Origin of the sequence: Pararhizobium sp. A13, assembly GCF_040126305.1 — a bacterium.
Lineage (GTDB): Bacteria > Pseudomonadota > Alphaproteobacteria > Rhizobiales > Rhizobiaceae > Pararhizobium.
Genome location: NZ_CP149510.1, coordinates 749,821 through 770,302, shown reverse-complemented (window position 1 = coordinate 770,302; position 20,482 = coordinate 749,821). Strand labels below are relative to the sequence as shown.

The following is a 20,482-nucleotide window of genomic DNA, read 5'->3' as shown; positions in this document are numbered from 1 at the left end:
CGCATCCTCGCGGATACGGGCCTGGATCATGCGGTGTGTCCCGCTTACTTGTCGCGGTTGCGGGCAGCCAGTGTGCGCAGGCGCAGCGCATTGAGCTTGATGAAGCCGGCGGCGTCCTTCTGGTCGTAGGCGCCCTGGTCGTCCTCGAAGGTGACCAGCTTGTCGGAATAGAGCGACTTTGCGCTCTCGCGGCCGGTGACCATGACGTTGCCCTTGTAGAGCTTCAGCGTCACTTCGCCCTCGACATGTTCCTGGCTCTTGTCGATCAGCGCCTGCAGCATCTCGCGTTCCGGAGAGAACCAGAAGCCGTAGTAGATCAGCTCGGCGTAACGCGGCATGATCTCGTCCTTGAGATGCGCAGCTCCGCGGTCGAGTGTGATCGATTCGATGGTGCGATGGGCGGTGAGCAGGATGGTGCCGCCGGGGGTTTCGTAGACACCGCGCGACTTCATGCCGACGAAACGGTTTTCGACGAGGTCGAGACGACCGATGCCGTTGTCGCGGCCATATTCGTTGAGCTTGGCCAACAGGGATGCCGGCGAGAGGCGGACACCGTTGATCGAGACGGCATCGCCCTTTTCGAAACCGATCTTGATGACGGTCGCCTTGTCCGGAGCGGCTTCCGGCGAGATCGTGCGCATGTGCACGTATTCAGGGGCTTCCTGCGCCGGGTCTTCGAGCACCTTGCCCTCGGAGGACGAGTGCAGGAGGTTGGCGTCGACGGAGAACGGCGCTTCGCCCTTCTTGTCCTTGGCAACCGGAATCTGGTGCTTTTCGGCGAATTCCAGCAGGTCGGTGCGGCTCTTGAACGACCAGTCGCGCCAGGGGGCAATGATCTTGATGTCGGGATTCAGCGCGTAAGCCGACAGTTCGAAACGGACCTGGTCGTTGCCCTTGCCGGTCGCGCCGTGGGCGATCGCGTCGGCGCCTGTTTCGCGGGCGATGTCGATCAGGTGCTTGGAGATCAGCGGCCGGGCGATCGAGGTGCCGAGCAGGTAGACGCCTTCATAGACGGCGTTGGCGCGGAACATCGGGAAAACGAAATCCTTCACGAACTCCTCGCGGACGTCCTTGATGTAGATTTCCTTGATGCCGAGCATCTCCGCCTTCTTGCGGGCCGGCTCGAGTTCCTCGCCCTGGCCGAGGTCGGCGGTGAAGGTGACGACTTCCGCGCCCAGTTCGGTCTGCAGCCACTTGAGGATGATGGAGGTGTCGAGACCGCCGGAATAGGCGAGGACGACCTTTTTCACTTGCTTTGCCATGTTTGTCTGTCCGTCTGTCGGAAAGCGCTGATCGCGCGCCCCAGGGGATTTCTCGGGAAAAAATTCTGGGGCACTTTTAGCGAGATTGCCGGGGTGCGCAAGCCTTTCGGTCAAGGGAATTGCGTGCAGCGTGCCTTTCTCGGGCAGGGCGAAGAGCGGTCTCAGCATCGACCAGCGTGAAAGATCGCCCCGCCGCCAGGGATGGCGGCGGGTGTGCCCCTGATTGGTCTGTGTCACACCACCTTACCAGCACAGCCGGCGAGGGCCATAATACGGCTGGTAGGTGTTATCCCACGCGCGATAGGAGCGATAACGGGCAAAGCACGAGCGAACATGTGCGTTGCCGCCGTAGTAAGCTCCGCGGCCGTAATACGCTCTAGGACCATAGTAGGCTCTGGGACCATAGTAAGCTCTGGGACCATAAAAAGCTCTGGGGCCATAGCCATAGTAAGCCCCCGGGCCATAGTAAGCCCCTGGGCCATAGTAACTCGATCCATAGTAGCTCGAGCCATAGTACGGGTAGCCGAGCATGCTGCCGAAGACCATGCCGGCCGCAAGACCACCGATAACCGCGCCACCATAGTTGTGCCCGTGGTGTCCGCGGTAATAGCCGTGGCGGTAGTGGTCTCGCCCGTAGCCGGAGTAGTGCCCGCCATGATAGCGCCGGTGACGGACGTCGATGACATCCGGATTTTTAACGGCGGTGGCCATATTGACGGGCGGGAAAGCCTGTGCCGGTGTAATGCTTGTGAAGGCTGTGATCAGCGACACCAAAATGATCGCGAGTTTTCTCATCAGCTTCTCTCCTGTGTCAGCCCTTCTCCTCTCCTCTTTTTCTTATATAAGAACTCTCGAACATGCTCAAACGTTCCGAAGGGGGTCCTAAGCGGTCCTGCGCTTTTAGAACATCCGCCGCGCTCGCTTTTTGTACTAGCGATATCGCGTTGTTTTCGGTACATGCTCCAGCGATCGCGCATGTTGCCTTTCGAGGAATTCGCTCATGGATTTTCTGCCCAGCCTGCCGACCCTTCTCGCCTTCACCGCCGCAACGCTGCTTCTGGCCGCGACGCCGGGTCCTGACATGACGCTGTCGATCAGCCGGGCGCTGTCGCAGGGCAAGGCAGCCGCGTTCTTCATCGTGATCGGCACGAGCCTTGGCTGCGTCGTGCACACGCTTCTCGTCGCCTTCGGTATCTCGGCGCTGATCACCGCTTCGCCGACAGCCTTCATGATCCTCAAGACCGGCGGTGCGGCCTATCTGTTCTGGCTGGCGGTGCAGGCGATCCGTTACGGATCGAGCCTGTCGGTGAAAAAGGTGGAGGATACCGGCGCATCCGCCATGGCCAATATTTCGACGGGGCTATGGGTCAATCTGCTGAACCCGAAGGTCATCATCTTCTTCATGACCTTTCTGCCGCAATTCGTCACCGCCAATGATCCGGCCGTGACACAGAAGTTGCTCTTCCTCGGCTTCTTCTTCATCGCCGCGGCGATGCCGGTCAACGTGCTGGTGATCCTGACTGCCGATTGGCTGTCGGGCTGGCTGCAGCGCAGGAAGAGCGTCATGCGCGGCATCGACTACACGTTTGCAGGCGTTTTTTCGATCTTTGCGGTGAAGATCCTGTTCACGCAGACGCGCTGACCGGCCTTCAGCCGATCAGCAGCGCGTCGTCATCCAGCGTCTGGCCGCGGATGCGGCGGAACATGGCGATGAGGTCCTCGACCTGCAGCGTCTTGCGGCTGTCGCCCGAAACGTCGAGCACGACTTCACCGGCATGCAGCATGATCGTGCGGTGACCGAAATCGAGTGCCTGGCGCATCGAGTGGGTGACCATCAACGCCGTCAACTTGCGCTCCGAGACGATCTTCTGGGTGAGGTTCATGATGAACTCGGCCATGCCGGGATCGAGTGCTGCCGTATGCTCATCAAGCAGCAGCACTTCGGAGCCGGCGAGCGTCGCCATGACCAGCGAAACCGCCTGGCGCTGGCCGCCCGAGAGCAGGTCCATGCGGTCCCTCATGCGGTTTTCAAGGCCGAGATTGAGCTCGGCGATGCGTTCGCGAAAATGTTCGCGGCGTTTGGCCCCAAGCGCCGGCGCCAGGCCGCGCTTTTCGCCGCGCCTTGCGGCAAGCGCCAGGTTTTCCTCGATCGACAGCGCCCCGCAGCTTCCCGCCAACGGGTCCTGGAAGACGCGGGCAACGAGCCCGGCGCGGGCGGCGGTTCCCTTGCGGGTGACATCGGTGTTGCCGATCGTGACCTGACCGGCGGTCGGCAGCACGTCGCCGGCGAGTACGCCAAGCACGGTCGATTTGCCGGCGCCGTTCGAGCCGATGACGGTAACGAAGGTGCCTTCGTCGATGGTGAGGCCGATGCCGTTCAGCGCCCGCTTTTCAAGCGGCGTTCCCTTGCCGAAGACGACCTGAATGTTGTCGAGCTTGATCATGCGGCACCTCCGCGGCGCAGGCGGGGAAGGACGAGGGCGACGGTGACGAGCGCTGCGGTGACCAGATTGAGGTCGGAGGCCTGCAGCCCCAGCATGTCGGTCGAAAGGGCGAGCTGGATGGCGATGCGATAGAGGATCGAGCCGAGCACGCAGCCGGCAAGCGCGATCAGTATGCCGCGGCTGCCGAGCAGGGTTTCACCGATGATGACGGCAGCAAGGCCGACGACGATGGTGCCGACGCCGGAGGTGACATCGGCAAAACCGTTCGTCTGGGCAAACAGCGCACCGCCCAGCGCGACCAGCGCGTTCGACATCGCCATGCCGAGATAGATCTGGCGGCTGGTGTCGACCCCTTGCGCCCGGGCCATGCGAGCATTGGCGCCGGTTGCCCGCATGGCAAGCCCGGCGTCGCTTTCGAGGAAGCGCCACACGGCGAGCGCCGCGATCACCACCAGCAGTCCGACGAACAGCGGCCGGACATAGAAATCGCGCAGGCCGAGGCCGTAGAACGGCGACAGCATCGTGTCGGCGTTGATCAGCGCAACGTTCGGCTTGCCCATGACGCGCAGATTGACGGAGAAGAGCGCAATCATCGTCAGGATCGAGGCCAACAGGTTGAGGATGCGGAAGCGCACGTTGAGGATCGCAGTCACGATCCCGGCGGCGGCCCCAGCAATCATGGCAACACCTGCGGCAAGCCAGGGATTGACGCCGGCGATGATCAGCACGGCGGTGACGGCGGCGCCGAGCGGAAACGAGCCGTCGACGGTCAGGTCCGGAAAATCGAGCACTCGGAAGGCAAGGAACACGCCGATTGCGACGAAGGCATAGACGAGCCCCAGCTCCACCGCTCCCCAGAAGGCAATTTGGCTCACCGCTGTCGGTCCTCTTCTCTTGAAGTCTCCGCGCTTCCGCCCGCATCGGCAAATGGAAGAGCGAGTGCTTTTACAGATGAACCGCCCCCGCATGGAAGGAGGGCGGTTCGAAATCAATCGGATTGTGCAGGCGTGATGCGATGCGCGCCTATTCGATCACGCGGGTGGCGCGGCCGAGCACGCTTTCCGGGAAGGTCACGCCCATCTTCGAGGCGGCAGCCTTGTTGATGACGAGATCGGTTCCTGCTGCGACCTTGACGGCGATATCGCCCGGGTTTTCACCCTTCAGGACACGCACGACGACGTCGCCAGTCTGCTTGCCGACATCATGGTAGTTGAAGCCGAGAGCAGCGACCGCGCCGCGCGAAACGGAGTCCGTGTCGGCCGTGAAGAGCGGCAGCTTGGCTTCCTCGGCGACCGCGACAGCACCTTCGAGCGCCGAGATGATCGTGTTGTCGGTCGGGATATAGATGACGTCGGCACGGCCGACGAGGGCGCGCGCGGCGCCCTGTACTTCAGCGGACTTCGTCGCGGCGGATTCGACGACGGTCAGGCCGGCCTTCTCGGCTTCCGTCTTCAGGACGGCGAGCAGCGAAACCGAGTTCGCCTCGCCGGAATTGTAGAGATAACCGATCGATTTCACGTTCGGCAGGATTTCCTTGATGAGTGCAACGTGCTCGGCGACCGGCGAGAGGTCCGACAGGCCGGTGACATTGCCGCCGGGTTTGTCCATGTCCTTGACGAGCTGCGCGCCGAGCGGATCGGAGACGGCGGTGAAGACGACCGGAATGTCGCGCGTCGAGGAGACGACGGCCTGGGCCGAGGGCGTTGAGATCGGGACGATGACATCAGGGGCTTCGCCGGCGAACTGGCGGGCGATCTGCGCTGCTGTCGCCGGGTTGCCCTGTGCGGACTCATAGAGGAACTTGAGATTCTCGCCTTCCTTGTATCCGGCGGCGGCCAACGCTTCCTTGACGCCGTCGCGCACGGCATCGAGCGCCGGGTGTTCGACGATGGCGGTGACGGCGACGGTCACTTCGTCTGCCCGCGCGGGCAGGGCGAGGGCGACGGTTGCTGCGAGAGCAAGCAGGATTGAGCGCATGGGTGTCCTCCGAGACTGATTTTTCCGGCCTTCTTAGGAAGCGCGAAAGGTTAAATCAATCGAATTGGAGACCTGGATCCATCAAATTTGCTGATCAATCCTCGCCGTGATTGGAGATCATCATGGCTTCGAAGGCCATGCGATCGACCTTGCGCATGCGTTCGGATTCGGATTTCAGCTGGCCGCAGGCGGCGAGAATATCACGGCCGCGCGGGGTGCGGATCGGCGAGGCGTAGCCGGCGGCATTGATGAAATCGGCGAATTTCTCGATGTGCTCCCAGGAGGAACACTGGTAGTTCGTGCCGGGCCACGGATTGAAGGGGATGAGGTTGATCTTGGCGGGAATGCCCCTCAAGAGCCGCACCAGTTCCTTGGCGTCTTCGAGACTGTCATTGACGCCTTCGAGCATCACATATTCGAAGGTGATGCGGCGCGCGTTCGACAGACCGGGATAGGTGCGGCAGGCATCCAGCAGGTCCTTCAGCGGATATTTCTTGTTGATCGGCACCAGCATGTCGCGCAGATCGTCCTTCACGGCATGCAGCGAGATCGCCAGCATCACGCCGAGTTCCGCGCCGGTGCGGTGGATTTCCGGAACGATGCCGGAGGTCGAGAGCGTCACGCGCCGCTTCGACAGGGAAAGCCCGTCGCCGTCGGTGGCGATCAGCAGCGCCGTCTTGACGTGCTCGAAATTGTAGAGCGGCTCGCCCATGCCCATCATGACGACGTTGGAGACCTTGCGGCCCTCAGCCGGCACGATGGCGCCGGCCGGCGTATCGCGGTCTGGGAAATCGCCCAGCCGGTCGCGGGCAAGCAGAAGCTGCGCCAGGATTTCCTCGGCCGTCAGGTTGCGCACCAGCTTCTGCGTGCCGGTGTGGCAGAAGGAACAGGTGAGCGTGCAGCCGACCTGGCTGGAAATGCACAGCGTGCCGCGACCTTCTTCGGGAATGTAGACGGTCTCGATCTCGACCGGGCGACCGGCACCGCGCGGCGGGAAGCGCAACAGCCACTTGCGGGTGCCGTCGGTCGAGATCTGCTCCTCGACGATTTCCGGCCGGGCGATGGTGAAATGCTTCTTCAGCATCTCGCGCATGTCCTTCGACACATTGGTCATGTGGTCGAAATCGGAGACGCCGCGCACATAGAGCCAGTGCCAGAGCTGGCTCACCCGCATTTTCACCTGCTTCTGAGGAACGCCGATTTCGGCCAGAGCCTTGCCCATGTCCTCGCGCGCGAGACCGATCAGCGACGGCATTTCGGCCGGCATGGCCGGACGGACCGGTGCCGTTAAAGGGCGGTCCAGATTGAGTGCTTCAGTCGCGGCCATTCTCGCCAGTTCCCGTGTCCTGGATACGCAACGCCCGTTCAAGCGCTTTCGCCTGGAGCCGGTCGCGTAAAATGCTGAGATCAGAGTTCGTTTGCCGCGCCTTGGGATCGCCAAGGATCCGCGCAGCCATCATGGAGCGGGCCTTTAGCACGGTTTTTGCCTGACGTCACCATCCGGCGCATCAGGGCAGATCTGCAAAAAGACGAATGCCTTAACGGCAGAAGGCCGGACGAACCGGCCTTCTGTGACAACGATAGGATCGAACCGGTCTTACTTACAGCCTTCGATCTGCTTCAGCGCGGCCGAAATGCCCGACAGGGAGTAGGAGTAGGCCGTCGGCGTGCCCTTGCGCGACTTGGCGGCAACGGACATCGCCTTGCCGGATTTCATCGCAGCGACGAGAGCCGGCTCTTCGGCGGCGTTCTCGACCCAGGCGGAGTTGCCCTTGGTGAACATGACGAAGTCCTTGGCGTCGATCGTGACGGTCACCTTTGAATTTTCCTGCAGCGGGTAGCCCATCATCGCCTGCGGCTCGTAAGAGATGTTCTGGCCGGGGCGCTGCGACACGAGGAAGAAGATATCGCCATGATCGACATTGGCCGGGCTCTTTTCCTTCGGCACGGAAAGAACGTAGCAGACCTTGCTGGAACCGGACTGATAGGAATAAGCACCCCAGGCATTGAACTGCTGGATACGGGTCGGCGACTGGGCCGAAGCCACGCCGGCAAATGCCGTCACGAGTGCGAGTGCGAGGTTAAGCTTTCTTACAAACATCTTGTCCTGCCGGTTTCTTGGCTGCCAAGGCCCGATCAGCATCAGCCGGGCAACGCATGGCCACGATTTGTTTTATTTTGACTTAATTCAGGTTACCAAACCGTCAACATTCTCTGAATTCACGGCGCATTCGCTTTAATACGGAACACATTACGACGCAAATCCTGCCCGAGTTTCAGGCTTGCGGAAACGCGCCCGAACGATGCAAGCCTGTTTGGTCCACGGTTGTGCGAAAATCCAGGGAACGGTTCCCGGCGAGAACATGCCGAATTCCGTCTGCCTTGCGCGCTTCGCTTGCCGGGCGACTGCCCATCAGCCAAAGCGTGCTCGGCGCTCGTTTATGTCACAAAGAATTAGGCAAGAGTTTGACCTTCGAAAAAAGCCGTCGCTGTAGGAGGATACTGAGAAAACATGGCGGGACGGCCGTCAAGGGAATGGATGTCGGCAAGACGGCATTTCGCCGCTCGCCAACGGCGGTTCAGTCCGGCAGCTTGTCCTGCAATGCTTCGTCCGCCTTGACGTAATGCTGTTCCTTGATCTGGCCGGCGATCGCGGCGAAGGCGGCTGTCAGGACGGCGATGTCATCGGAAAAGCCGACCATGGCGAGAACGTCGGGGATGAAATCGAACGGCAGGACGAAATAGGCGAGCGCGCCGAGAAGGATGCCACGCGTGCGCATCGGCGTCGCCGGATCCATGGCGCAATAGTAGGCGGCCACGAGGTCGCGGCTGAAGGGCACCTGCCGCATGGCGCGCTTCAGGGTGGGCCAGAAGCGGCGCTCTACCTTGCGGGCCTTTGCTTGCTGCTCGCTCTCTTCGCCAGGCAGCAAAATCTCGCCGATCTTGACGTCATCCATCTTCTTTGCCCCGTCCGTCATGGGAAATGTCTGTCATGCAAAATCATATGGTGAGCGCGGCGGCTATTTCAAATGGGGCTCCTTCATGTGGTCGGGCATACGCCCGGCCGCGGCGCGGTCCATTCTCGCGGCGAGCTTGAAGTCCAGTTCGGTCAGGCCGCTGGAATCATGCGTGGTCAGCGTCACGTCCACCTTGTTGTAGACATTGAACCATTCGGGATGATGGCCGAACTTCTCCGCCGCCAGCGCGCATTCGCTCATGAAGCCGAACGCCTCGACGAAACTCTTGAACCGGAAGGTCTTCCAGATCGAAAGGCCGTCGTCAGCCAGCACCCAGCCCTCCATCTTGTGCAGGTTCTCGGCAACGGTCTCCGGGCTGAGCTTTTCCTGTTTCATGACAATCCCCCTTTTTGTGACGGCAACATTGTGGTTTCACAACGCAGCAGCCTTGGATAGGTTCAAACTTTCTCCTGCCCCGTTGGATAGCATGAAACCTGTCAGAATTCTCTTTGTCTGTCTCGGCAATATCTGCCGTTCGCCGCTGGCCGAAGGCATTCTGCGGCATCTGTCACAGGGGCGCCCCGTCGATGTCGATTCCGCCGGAACCGGCGGCTGGCATATCGGTGACCTGCCGGACCAACGCTCGATTGGCGTGGCACGACGCCACGGCATCGATATTACCGGCCAGCGCGGGCGCAAGATCGAAGCCGGCGACTTCGAGGTCTTCGATCTGATCTTTGCGATGGACCGGAACAATCTCGCCACGTTGCGTGCGCTGGCGCCGCCGGCAGCGCGGCACAAGCTGCATCTGTTTCTCGACTACACCCTGGGCGTCGAGCGTGACGTGCCCGACCCCTATTATGGAGGCCCGGAAGGCTTCGAGGCCGTCTACAGCATGCTTTCCGAAGGATGCTCGTCGCTCATCGGCAGGCTGGAAGACAGCGGCTCGTAGAGTGGGAAGACCTCCTCGGTGATGTAGGGGCCGCCACCGATCGAATCGCGTGACGACAGGAGCACGAAGCGCGAGACGGTGAAGGGGTTGGTGTAGAAGCCACCACGCCCCGAGAGGTAGCCGACGACATCCTCGACCCGCGACGCGCGCAGCCGGGCGAGCGTCACATGCGGCGTGAACTTGCGCGGATCAGCCGGCAGGCCAAGCCGCTGGCAGATACGCTCGATTTCGGCCTGGAGGGCATAGAGTTCCGGCGGGTTGGTGACGCCGGCCCAGACGGAGTGCGGCTTCTTGGACCCGAAGGCGCCGGTACCGGTCAGTTGCAACTGGAATTCCGGACGTTCGATGCGGTCGAGCCGGTCGACGATCTCGTCTGCGGTCCGGTTGTCGACGTCGCCGATGAAGCGGAGTGTGATGTGGTAATTCTCCACATCGATCCAACGGGCACCGGGAAGACCACCACGTAACAATGAAAGGCTCATTGCGGCATTACGCGGAATCTCGAGGGCGGTGAAAAGTCTCGGCATGACGAGCTCCCCGAATCTCTAGCAGATATCGTCAGCGAATCACGCCTGACATCTGCGCGCAACTATAATTTCGCACCTGCAATATTTATCCAACGCGATTAACAGTCGTTGAACAAGAGTTTATTTTTTTCCCGGTTCCCTCAGCCTCCCGTTGAAAGCGATTGTACGAAGCGTTCGGCGACCGGCAGGAAGCGCTCGACCATGATGCCGATGCCATCGCCGTTCGGATGCATGCCATCCTCGATCTTGAGCTTCGCATCTTCCACCACGCCGTCAAGAAAAAATGGATAGAGTTCCGTGCCATAGGTCTTGGCAAGTTCCGGATAGATCGGATTGAACCGCCCGGCGTAGTCGCCGCCCATGTTCGGTGGCGCCATCATGCCGACGAGAAGAACGGCGATACCGCGCGACTTCAGCTTCTCGATCATGGCCACAAGGTTCTTGCGGCTTTCTTCCGGCGCAATGCCGCGCAGCGCATCGTTGGCTCCAAGTTCGAGGATCACGCCCTTGGTGCCGTCGGGTACCGACCAGTCGATTCGCGCCAGTCCGCCCGAGGTCGTATCGCCGGAAACGCCGGCATTGGCGATCGTCACGTCATGGCCCTTTTCGCGCAGGGCCTTTTCCAGACGGGCAGGAAATGCGTCTCCCGGCGGTAATTGGTAGCCCGCCATCAGGCTGTCGCCGAAACCGACGAGATTGAGGGTGGCGGAACGGGCCGGGACGGAGGTGATCACAATTGCCGTGATCGCCAACAAAAACGTCATGAAACCTTTTATTCGCATCAATGCGCCCTTAAATCGGTAAACGTCAGCCGCTCCGGCAATCTCCATATTCTACACATATAGGGCAGTTTCCTTTGGCAACCATGATCGAACTGAAAAATGCGGATCTGACACTCGGCCAGGCCGCCGCGTCCGTTCATGTGCTGAAGGGCATGGACCTGGCGATCGACGCTGGTGAATCGGTCGGCATCGTCGGTCCCTCGGGCTCCGGCAAGTCGACGCTGCTGATGGTTCTTGCCGGTCTGGAGCGCCTCGACAGCGGCGAAATCACCATTGATGGCACGCCGTTGCATGGGTTGAGCGAAGATCGGGTGGCCGAGTTCCGTGGCCGCAACATCGGCATTGTCTTCCAATCTTTCCATCTCATTCCGAATATGACGGCGCTCGAAAATGTCGCAGTGCCGCTCGAGCTTGCCAATGTCCGCAACGCCTTCGAGATCGCCCGCCAAGAGCTCGCCTCTGTCGGCCTCGGCGAGCGCCTGTCGCATTATCCTGGCCAGCTGTCCGGCGGCGAGCAGCAGCGCGTGGCGATCGCTCGCGCCTTGGCGCCAGCGCCGAAGCTCCTCATTGCCGATGAACCCACTGGCAATCTCGATGCCGAAACCGGCCGCCAAGTGGCCGATCTCATTTTCTCCAAGCAGGCCGAACGCGACATGACGCTGGTCCTCGTCACGCATGATGCCTCGCTTGCCGCCCGCTGCTCGCGACAGGTGCGGGTCCGTTCTGGTGAGATCGTTTCCGGCTCGGGCCATGACCCAGCTCTTGCCGCGTCGCTGTCGAAGGCCGTTTCCGCATGACGGCCCGTGCTGCCAGCGGTTTTCGTCCTGGGCTCGCCTTTCGTCTGGCGCTGCGGGAAATGCGCGGTGGCCTGAAGGGCTTCTACATTTTCCTCGCCTGCGTTGCGCTCGGCACGGCGGCCATTGCCGGCGTCAATTCGCTGTCGCAGTCGATCACCAGCTCGATCGCCAGCCAGGGCCGCGAACTGCTGGCCGCGATATCCGCTTCGAACTCAACAACCGCGTCGCGACGCCTGAGGAAAAGGCCTTCATCGATGACATGGGCGCGGTCGCGGTGTCCGCCGGCCTGCGCTCCATGGCAAGGCTTCCCGATGGTTCCAACCAGGCACTGGTCGAGCTGAAGGCGGTCGATGGCGCCTATCCGCTCTACGGCAAGCTCGAAAGCGAGCCGGCGGCACCGATCGCCGACCTGCTGGCCAATCATGGGGGTGTCTATGATGTGCTGGCGGCGCCGTTGCTTCTGGAGCGGCTCGGCATCAAGACCGGCGACGAAATCCTGCTCGGCACGGCCCGCATCCGCATTTCCGGCCTGATCGTGCGCGAGCCGGACGCCCTGTCGGACGGGTTCGGCTTTGCGCCGCGCCTGCTCTTGTCGGCAGATGCGCTCGCAGCCTCCGGACTGGTGCAGACGGGAAGTCTCGTCGAACATGTCTACAAGGTGAAGGTCGACGATTCCTCCAGCGTTCCCGCCTTGCGCCGACAGGCCGAGGAGAAATTTCCGCAGGCCGGGTGGTCGATCCGCACCAGCCAGAACGCAGCACCGGCGCTGACCGCGAACATCACCCGCTTCTCGCAGTTCCTGACGCTCGTCGGCCTGACGGCGCTCATCGTCGGCGGCGTCGGCGTTGCCAATGCGGTGCGCTCCTATCTCGATTCCAAGCGTGGCGTCATCGCGACGTTCAAATGCGTCGGCGCGCCAGCCTCGATGGTCACCGCCATCTATCTCATCCAGATCCTGATGATCGCGCTGATCGGCATCGTTATTGGCCTTGTGCTCGGCGCGCCTATCCCCTTCGTCGCCGCGCAATTCCTGGCGAACATGTTGCCGGTGTCGACCGCGTTCCAGCTCTACCCAGAAGCGCTCGGCCTTGCCGCCCTGTTCGGCCTTCTGACAGCGCTCGCCTTTGCCATCCTTCCGCTCGGCCACGCCCGCGAGGTGCCGGCGACCGCGCTCTTCCGCGAACAGAGCTTCGAACGGTCGCGCCTGCCGTCCTGGCCCTATCTGCTTGCCGCCGCTCTCTGCCTTGCAGCACTTGCCGGCCTTGCCATCCTGACGGCCTATGACCGCAGGATCTCGCTCACCTTCCTTGGCGCCATTGCCTTCGCCTTCATCGTACTGCGCGGCGTGGCGGTTCTCGTCGCCATGCTGGCCCGCCGGGCGCCGCGCGTCAGTTCGCCGGCATTCCGGCTCGCCATCGGCAATATCCATCGTCCCGGCGCGCTGACGTCGTCGGTGGTCCTGTCGCTCGGTCTCGGGCTGGCGCTTCTCGTCACGCTGGCGCTGATCGACGGCAATCTGCGCCGCGAGCTCACCGGCAACCTGCCGGAGCGGGCGCCGAACTTCTTCTTCGTCGATATTCAGGGCACTGAGGTCGAGGGTTTCCGCTCGCTGCTGCAGAAAAGCCTGCCCGAAGGCAAGATCGTCGAAGTGCCGATGCTGCGCGGCCGTATCCTCGCGTTCAATGGTGAAGACGTGACCAAGATGAACGTGCCGCCGGGCGGACAGTGGGTTCTGCGTGGTGACCGGGGCATCACCTATGCCGAGAAACGGCCGGAAAATTCGTCTCTGACGGAGGGGAGTTGGTGGGCGCCGGACTATTCCGGCGAGCCGCTCGTTTCCTTTTCGGCGGAGGAAGCCGGCGAACTGGGCCTGAAGCTCGGTGACACCGTCACTGTCAATGTGCTTGGCCGCAATATCACGGCCCGGATTGCCAATTTCCGCACGGTGGAGTGGGAATCCCTGTCGATCAATTTCGTCATGGTGTTTTCGCCGAACACCTTTGCCGGCGCCCCGCATGCCTGGCTCGCCACGGTCATCGATCCCAACGCCACGGCGGAGGACGAGGCCGCAGCGCTGAAGGCCGTCACGAATGCCTATCCGACGATCACCAGCGTTCGCGTCAAGGATGCGCTCGATATCATCAACCAACTGCTGGGGCAGCTTGCGACGGCGATCCGCGCTGCCGCCGCCGTCGCGCTCGTGGCCTCGGTTCTGGTGCTGGCCGGCGCTCTCGCCGCTGGCAACCGGGCCCGCACCCACGATGCCGTCGTCCTGAAGACGCTCGGGGCCACACGTTCGACCCTGATCCGTGCCTTCTGCTACGAATACGCGATGCTCGGCCTGTCGACGGCCGTCTTCGCCCTGTTCGCCGGCGGCGTGGCGGCCTGGTACGTGGTGAGCCAGATCATGACCTTGCCGTCGTCCTTCCTGCCTGATGTCGCCCTGGCGACGATGGCCGTGGCGCTGGTCGTCACGGTCGGTTTCGGCCTTGCCGGCACCTGGCGGGTGCTCGGTCAGAAGGCTGCACCGGTGCTGCGGGAACTCTGATCGACCAGTTAACCGTTAACGCCATGGCGCAAAAGGCGTTTGGAGCGGCTTTTCGATCGATTCGCGGCCCTGCCGGTCTTGTGCAAGTCATATTTCGACATCATATTCTACTGAGGCATGCTGGAGCCCCGCAGCGGCGCCTGGGCCGGGTGGCTGGCATCTTGAAAAGATGCGCCCTTGTGGCCTGACACCGTAAACTTAACCGGGGCTTATAAGAGGAAACAATGGCTGATCTTAGAAACTACCAAACCCGGACGGCGCAGACTGGTGCGCAGGCGGGGGCCGTAATCGATGAAGGTCTGCGCACCTATATGCTCAAGGTGTACAACCTGATGGCCCTTGGTCTGGCGATCACCGGTATCGCCGCCTTCGCCGCGTTCCAATTCGCATTTGCGGACGGACAGCTGACCGCCTTCGGTCAGGCGATCTATGTGAGCCCGCTGAAGTGGGTTGTCATGCTCGCGCCGTTGGCTCTGGTGTTCTACATGAGCTTCCGCATCAACTCCATGAGCGTGTCCGCCGCGCAGACCACCTTCTGGGTCTATGCGGGCCTGATGGGTCTTTCGCTGTCGTCGATCTTCCTGATCTATACCGGCCAGAGCATCGTCCAGACGTTCTTCGTCACGGCGGCTTCGTTCGGCGGTCTGTCGCTCTACGGCTACACCACCAAGCGCGACTTGTCCGGCATGGGCTCGTTCCTGATTATGGGTCTGTTCGGCCTGATCATCGCCTCGATTGTCAACATCTTCCTCGGCTCGTCCGCGCTTGATTTTGCGATCTCCGTCATCGGCGTCCTGATCTTCGCTGGTCTGACCGCCTGGGATACCCAGAAGATCAAGGAAATGTACTTCGAAGCAGACGGTGCCGAAGTCGCCGGCCGCAAGGCCATCATGGGCGCGCTGACGCTCTACCTCGACTTCATCAACCTGTTCCTGTTCCTGCTGCGTTTCCTTGGAAACCGCGAATAACCGGAACCTGCAAACAATCGAAAAGGCGGCTTCGGCCGCCTTTTTTGTTGCCCGATTTCCAACGTTTGGCGCTTGCTTGATCGCCCCATCCCGGTATGAGAGAACAAGCCACCTCCATCCAATCAGGCCTTCCCATGTCCTTTATTCTCCGCGACGCCACCCTGTCCGACATTCCGGCCATCACCAATATTTACCAGGAGTCGGTGCTCAACGGCGTTGCCTCCTATGAGATGACGCCTCCGGCCGAAGCGGAAATGGTGTCGCGGTTCTCGGCGATCGTCAGCAATGGTTACCCCTATATCGCCGCGGTCGATGCGGATGGCCTCCTGCTTGGCTATGCCTATGCCTCGGCATTCCGGACACGGCCGGCCTATCGTTTCCTGGTCGAGGATTCGATCTATCTGGCGCCGGAGGCGAGGGGGCAGGGCGTGGGCAAGGCGCTGCTTGCCGAACTCATCCGGCGCTGCACGGAACTCGGTTTTCGGCAGATGGTCGCCGTCATCGGCGGTGCGCATCCGGCGTCGGTGGCGGTGCACCGCGCGGCCGGTTTCGAACATGGTGGATTGATGAAGGCGACCGGCTTCAAGCACGGCCACTGGCTCGATACGATCATCATGCAACTGCCGCTCGGCGAGGGCCTGACGACCGATCCGGAGTCCGGCGTCTATCCGGATACGCTCTATCGCGGCTGAATCAGGTTTCGATCAGCTTCAACATCTTGTCGAAGACTTTCAGGACCTGCTGCAGGTCATGACCGCGTTTCAGGATCATCCCCTGGGTGTTGACGACGCTGTAGGCGCCCTGTCTTGCCGCCAGTTTCGGGTTTTTCTCGATCCGGAACAGCGGCATTTCTCCCGACCGCTTGAACACGGAGAAGACCGCCCTGTCGCGCAGGTGATCCATCGCGTAGTCGCGCCACTCGCCCTCGCCGACCATGCGGCCGTAGACCCTGAGGATCAGGTCGAGTTCCCGGCGATGGAAGGTGATGGGGGGCGGATCCTGGCTGCTGCTGCGGTATTCGTGCAGGTGGACAACCACATTGGAGGTTGGCTGCCTTTCGGAACGGGTCTCGCCTTGCGGCAAATCCGGCTGATCGGTCATCTGTACCCCGGCTTTAATTGTGACAGGACGGTTACAGTTTGCCTGACCTTCGCTGAAATGCAAGCCGCAAGCCGCCCACGATTACCAGAGACTTTCTTCAGTGTGCCGCATTTCAGCCAAAACCGTGCCCCAATTCGAAACGACACTCGCGCTCGCCGACATGAGGGGAGTCCTCCAAAGTGTCCGGTCTGCTTGTCCGCTCGAGGGATGCGTTTTTCGAGCGGAAGCAGTCTTGGAGTGGTTGGCCATCAAGCGCCCATCGGGCGCGGCCACTCCAAACGCCATGTTTCCTGGAAACGCCCGTTGCCAAGAAACGTGGCAGGTTCGGTCCGGTATCTTCGAACCCTCAGCCCCAGCCCCTCGATGCTGCCGGGCCGAACCAAAATTTGAAGCCGTCAGTTCGCGGCCTTGTCCACCATGACGGTCGTCGCGCCGAGGATCGCACCGGGCGTTTCATTGTCCTTCATCTTCTGCAAGAGCACGGCGCAGCCGCTATTTCCTCCGTCGTCGAGGACCGAGGCCGGCAGCACGAAATTGGCCGGTTTGCCGTCCCACATGCCGATCGTCTGAACGTCCCGCACCGCGTGCCAGTAGGAGATCTTCTTGCCGCTGTTTTCGCCCTTCTTGACGTCCACGCTCTGCTCGCGGTTGAAATAGACGACGACGACATTGGCCTTGCCATTGCCGGAGCCGACATTGATATCGACCTCGTCCTTGCGCACGGTCGCGTTGACCGGAACCGTCAGGCCCTTGCCCTTGACGCTCATTTCCGCCAGCCGCCGGTTAATGCCATCGAGATCAGCGCCATTGATGTGGTCACGCCCATTGAGGATGGCCTGGGGCGTATAGACGCCGCTGCGGCCGAGCATCCTGGCATAGGCATATTGCCGGGCAGTGTTGTCCTTGGTGGCGAGTGTGTCGGCCCAGCCGAGATAGTTCCAGTAGTCGACGTGATAGGAAAGTGCGACCACCTTGCCGTCGTCAATCAGTTTTTTCAGGGCTGCATCCGCCGGCGGGCAGGAGGAACAGCCCTGGCTGGTGAACAGTTCGACGACACCTGCCGGTTCGCCGGCAACGGCAGGCAGCGCCATAAGGCCAAGGCCACAGGCGAGCATGATGCGGCGAAGGTTAAGGGATCCAGGCATCGGGAGTTCCATTTCAAGGATGCGGAGAGCTGCGAAGCAATCGGAATCTCTACATACGCCGCTCGTCTTTCAACAGAAAGTCACGTTGGAGTGAGGCGCGCGGCATCACGAGCCTCCCGCGCGTGAGACGCAAAAAGGCCGGGACCTTGCGGCCCCTGCCTTTTCTTTCAAAACAGTCCGATCAGGCGGCGAGATCGCGCAGAACGGTCTGCAGGATGCCGCCATTGTTCATGTAGGTCACCTCATCGAGCGTATCGATGCGGCAGATGAGCGGGACCTCCTTCACCGTGCCGTCGCTGTAGGCGATCTTCGCCACCCGCTTTTCGCGCGGCTGGACATTGGTGAGGTTGTCGATGGTGACAAGCTCGTCGCCCTTGAGACCGAGCGATTCCCAGGTCGTGCCTGCCTCGAAAACGAACGGCACGATGCCCATGCCGACGAGGTTGGAGCGGTGGATACGCTCGAAGGACTGGGCGATCACGGCCTTGACGCCGAGCAAGTTGGTGCCCTTGGCCGCCCAGTCGCGCGAGGAGCCGTTGCCATATTCGACACCGGCGAAGATGACGAGCGGAACACCCTCGGCCTTGTACTGCATGGCCGCGTCGTAGATCGACATCTCTTCCTTCGAAGGATAGTGGATCGTGTAGCCGCCTTCCTTGCCGTTCGGGCCCATCATGTGGTTGCGGATGCGGATATTGGCGAACGTGCCGCGCATCATCACTTCATGGTTGCCGCGGCGCGTGCCGTACTGGTTGAAGTCGGCAACGCCGACGCCATGATCGATGAGGTACGCACCAGCCGGCGAAGCCGCCTTGATGGAGCCGGCCGGCGAGATGTGGTCGGTGGTGATCTTGTCGCCGAACAGGCCGAGCACGCGGGCGCCGTTGATATCGGAGATGCCCGAGCCGGTCTTGCCCATGCCGACGAAGTAGGGCGGGTTCTGCACATAGGTCGAGTTGTCGTCCCATGCATAGGTCTGGCCCGCCGGAACCTGAACCGCCTGCCAGTTCTCGTCGCCCTTGAACACGTCGGCATATTTCGATGCGTAGAGTGCGCGGGTCACGTATTTCAGGATGAATTCCTGGATTTCCTGCGAGGTCGGCCAGATGTCCTTGAGGTAGACCGGCTGACCGTCACTGCCCGTTCCGAGCGGCTCGGTCGTCAGGTCCTTCTGGACGGTGCCGGCGAGCGCGTAGGCGACGACCAACGGCGGCGAGGCGAGGTAGTTCGCCTGGACGTCTGGCGAGATGCGGCCTTCGAAGTTGCGGTTGCCCGAGAGAACGCCCGACATGATCAGGCCCTTCTCGTTGATCGTCTTGGAGATGGGACCCGGCAGCGGGCCGGAATTGCCGATGCAGGTCGTGCAGCCGAAGCCGACAAGATTGAAGCCGAGCGCATCAAGCGAATCCTGCAGGCCGGACTTGGCGAGATATTCACCGACAACCTGCGATCCCGGTGCCAGCGAGGTCTTGACCCAAGGTGCGGACTTCAGACCCTTGGCGACTGCGTTGCGGGCAAGAAGGCCGGCGGCGATCAGCACCGACGGGTTCGAGGTGTTGGTGCACGACGTGATGGCGGCAATCGCCACATCGCCATGGCCGATGTCGTAGTCCGTGCCTTCGACGGCGTAGCGCATGTCCAGCTGACCCGGCTTCTTGTAGTCGCTCTCAAGCGAGCCAGCGAAACCGGATGCGATGTTTTCGAGCGGGATGCGGCCTTCCGGACGCTTCGGGCCGGCCATGGCCGGAACGACGTCGCCGAGGTCGAGTTCGAGCGTGTCGGTGAAGACGAGCTCGGCGCCATCACCGTCGCGCCACATGCCTTGCGCCTTCGAATAGGCTTCGACCAGCGCGATGCGCTGTTCTTCGCGGCCGGACATGGTCAGGTAGTTGATGGTTTCGGAATCGACCGGGAAGAAGCCGCAGGTGGCGCCGTATTCCGGACCCATGTTGCCGATCGTCGCGCGGTCGGCGAGCGTCATGTTGTCGAGGCCGGGGCCGAAGAATTCGACGAACTTCGAAACCACGCCCTTCTTGCGCAGCATCTGCACGACCATCAGCACGAGATCGGTGGCGGTCACGCCTTCCTTGAGCTTGCCGGTCAGCTTGAAGCCGATGACCTCGGGCAGCAGCATGGAGACCGGCTGGCCGAGCATGGCGGCTTCGGCTTCGATACCGCCGACGCCCCAACCGAGGACGCCGAGACCGTTGATCATGGTCGTGTGGCTGTCCGTGCCAACGCAGGTGTCCGGATAGGCGATGATTTCGCCGTCTTCTTCCTTGGTCCAGACAGTCTGGCCGAGATATTCGAGGTTCACCTGGTGACAGATGCCGGTGCCGGGAGGAACGACGCGGAAATTCTTGAATGCCTGCTGGCCCCACTTCAGGAAGCGGTAGCGCTCGCCGTTGCGCGCGTATTCGAGCTCGACGTTCTTGGCAAAGGCCGTCGGCGTGCCGAATTCGTCGACGATGACGGAGTGGTCGATGACGAGGTCGACGGGAACGAGCGGGTTGATCTTTTCGGGATCACCGCCGAGCGAGACCATTGCGTCGCGCATCGCTGCGAGATCGACGACGGCCGGAACGCCGGTGAAGTCCTGCATCAGCACGCGGGCCGGGCGATAGGCGATTTCGTTTTCTTCAAGGCCCTTGTTATCAAGCCATTCGGCGACGGCAAGGATGTTTTCCTTGGTGACCGAGCGGCCGTCTTCGAAGCGCAGCAGGTTCTCGAGCAGAACCTTCATCGAATAGGGGAGCTTGGAAACGCCGGCAAGGCCGTTCGCTTCGGCTTTCGGCAGGCTGAAATAGACATAATCTGTGCCGTTGACCGAAAGCGTCGACCGACAATTGAAACTGTCAAGGGATTTGGACACTGGATACCCCGTTCCGTTTGATCGCCAAAGTGACGTACGAACGCCCGAGCGCATTTTATGCGCAGTATGGGATGCGGGTACGGCCATTTCCGCTGTCCGTACGTGGAAATCATTCCATGTTCGGCGCAAGGATGAAATTCACGCCGACCG

Annotated in this window: 19 protein-coding genes and 1 pseudogene; 6 read left to right on the top strand and 14 right to left on the bottom strand. The window is 61.6% G+C overall.

Features of this window, described 5'->3' with window-relative positions:
• Positions 1–44: 44 nt before the first annotated feature.
• Together WI754_RS03695 and WI754_RS03690 are read right to left on the bottom strand one after the other, a co-directional pair.
• Positions 45–1,262: an argininosuccinate synthase gene (locus tag WI754_RS03695; RefSeq protein ID WP_349436287.1), complete on the bottom strand. Its 1,218-nt coding sequence runs from the start codon at positions 1,260–1,262 to the stop codon at positions 45–47.
• A gap of 243 nt (positions 1,263–1,505) precedes the next feature.
• On the bottom strand, positions 1,506–2,057 hold the full coding sequence (locus WI754_RS03690; RefSeq protein ID WP_349436285.1) for a BA14K family protein: 552 nt from the start codon (positions 2,055–2,057) through the stop codon (positions 1,506–1,508).
• A 205-nt stretch (positions 2,058–2,262) separates the two neighbouring features.
• On the opposite strand from WI754_RS03690, the gene WI754_RS03685 reads away from it, so the two are divergent.
• On the top strand, positions 2,263–2,904 hold the full coding sequence (locus WI754_RS03685) for a LysE family translocator (protein ID WP_349436284.1): 642 nt from the start codon (positions 2,263–2,265) through the stop codon (positions 2,902–2,904).
• A 7-nt stretch (positions 2,905–2,911) separates the two neighbouring features.
• Here the strand turns inward: WI754_RS03685 and WI754_RS03680 are convergent, their stop codons facing one another.
• From WI754_RS03680 to WI754_RS03650, 7 genes are all read right to left on the bottom strand, one after another.
• Positions 2,912–3,706, bottom strand: coding sequence for an ABC transporter ATP-binding protein (locus WI754_RS03680; protein ID WP_349436283.1), 795 nt, complete (start codon positions 3,704–3,706; stop codon positions 2,912–2,914).
• On the bottom strand, positions 3,703–4,581 hold the full coding sequence (locus WI754_RS03675) for an ABC transporter permease (RefSeq protein WP_112849180.1): 879 nt from the start codon (positions 4,579–4,581) through the stop codon (positions 3,703–3,705). The genes WI754_RS03680 and WI754_RS03675 overlap by 4 nt, the downstream gene beginning before the upstream one ends.
• Before the next feature lie 148 nt (positions 4,582–4,729).
• The gene (locus WI754_RS03670; protein WP_349436282.1) at positions 4,730–5,683 is read right to left on the bottom strand and encodes an ABC transporter substrate-binding protein; all 954 of its coding nucleotides are present in this window, start codon (positions 5,681–5,683) and stop codon (positions 4,730–4,732) included.
• A gap of 94 nt (positions 5,684–5,777) precedes the next feature.
• On the bottom strand, positions 5,778–6,950 hold the full coding sequence (rlmN, locus tag WI754_RS03665) for a 23S rRNA (adenine(2503)-C(2))-methyltransferase RlmN (protein ID WP_349437717.1): 1,173 nt from the start codon (positions 6,948–6,950) through the stop codon (positions 5,778–5,780).
• A gap of 330 nt (positions 6,951–7,280) precedes the next feature.
• On the bottom strand, positions 7,281–7,784 hold the full coding sequence (locus WI754_RS03660; RefSeq protein WP_349436281.1) for an invasion associated locus B family protein: 504 nt from the start codon (positions 7,782–7,784) through the stop codon (positions 7,281–7,283).
• Between the two features lie 478 nt (positions 7,785–8,262).
• Positions 8,263–8,640, bottom strand: coding sequence for a YkvA family protein (locus WI754_RS03655; RefSeq protein WP_349437716.1), 378 nt, complete (start codon positions 8,638–8,640; stop codon positions 8,263–8,265).
• Positions 8,641–8,703: 63 nt separating this feature from the next.
• Positions 8,704–9,036, bottom strand: a complete 333-nt coding sequence (locus WI754_RS03650) for a 4a-hydroxytetrahydrobiopterin dehydratase (RefSeq protein ID WP_349436280.1) — start codon at positions 9,034–9,036, stop codon at positions 8,704–8,706.
• 91 nt (positions 9,037–9,127) lie between these two features.
• Here WI754_RS03650 and WI754_RS03645 point away from each other — a divergent pair, with 91 nt between their 5' ends.
• Positions 9,128–9,592: a low molecular weight protein-tyrosine-phosphatase gene (locus WI754_RS03645; protein ID WP_349436279.1), complete on the top strand. Its 465-nt coding sequence runs from the start codon at positions 9,128–9,130 to the stop codon at positions 9,590–9,592.
• Here WI754_RS03645 and thpR read toward each other — a convergent pair.
• Together thpR and WI754_RS03635 are read right to left on the bottom strand one after the other, a co-directional pair.
• Entirely contained in the window at positions 9,529–10,119 is a 591-nt protein-coding gene (gene thpR / locus WI754_RS03640; protein ID WP_349436278.1) for an RNA 2',3'-cyclic phosphodiesterase, read from the bottom strand. The two genes, WI754_RS03645 and thpR, sit on opposite strands and share 64 nt — an antisense overlap.
• A 140-nt stretch (positions 10,120–10,259) precedes the next feature.
• Entirely contained in the window at positions 10,260–10,901 is a 642-nt protein-coding gene (locus WI754_RS03635; RefSeq protein WP_349436277.1) for an arylesterase, read from the bottom strand.
• 83 nt (positions 10,902–10,984) lie between these two features.
• Here WI754_RS03635 and WI754_RS03630 point away from each other — a divergent pair, with 83 nt between their 5' ends.
• From WI754_RS03630 to WI754_RS03615, 4 genes and pseudogenes are all read left to right on the top strand, one after another.
• Positions 10,985–11,698 (top strand): ABC transporter ATP-binding protein, encoded by a 714-nt coding sequence (locus tag WI754_RS03630; protein WP_349436276.1) that lies wholly within the window; start codon positions 10,985–10,987, stop codon positions 11,696–11,698.
• Positions 11,695–14,246 (top strand): annotated as a pseudogene (locus WI754_RS03625) (ABC transporter permease). The gene WI754_RS03630 and the pseudogene WI754_RS03625 overlap by 4 nt, the downstream one beginning before the upstream one ends.
• Positions 14,247–14,470: 224 nt before the next feature.
• A complete protein-coding gene (locus tag WI754_RS03620) occupies positions 14,471–15,214 on the top strand; it encodes a Bax inhibitor-1/YccA family protein (RefSeq protein WP_220373609.1) in 744 nt (247 codons plus the stop codon).
• A 134-nt stretch (positions 15,215–15,348) separates the two neighbouring features.
• Positions 15,349–15,906, top strand: coding sequence for an N-acetyltransferase family protein (locus WI754_RS03615; protein WP_349436275.1), 558 nt, complete (start codon positions 15,349–15,351; stop codon positions 15,904–15,906).
• A 1-nt stretch (position 15,907) separates the two neighbouring features.
• On the opposite strand, the gene WI754_RS03610 is transcribed toward WI754_RS03615, so the two are convergent.
• The 3 genes from WI754_RS03610 to acnA form a co-directional block, all read right to left on the bottom strand.
• Positions 15,908–16,315, bottom strand: coding sequence for a DUF2794 domain-containing protein (locus tag WI754_RS03610; RefSeq protein ID WP_349436274.1), 408 nt, complete (start codon positions 16,313–16,315; stop codon positions 15,908–15,910).
• Positions 16,316–16,710: 395 nt separating this feature from the next.
• The gene (locus WI754_RS03605; protein WP_349437715.1) at positions 16,711–17,430 is read right to left on the bottom strand and encodes a thioredoxin family protein; all 720 of its coding nucleotides are present in this window, start codon (positions 17,428–17,430) and stop codon (positions 16,711–16,713) included.
• 211 nt (positions 17,431–17,641) lie between these two features.
• Entirely contained in the window at positions 17,642–20,332 is a 2,691-nt protein-coding gene (gene acnA / locus WI754_RS03600) for an aconitate hydratase AcnA (protein WP_349436273.1), read from the bottom strand.
• Positions 20,333–20,482: the final 150 nt, after the last annotated feature.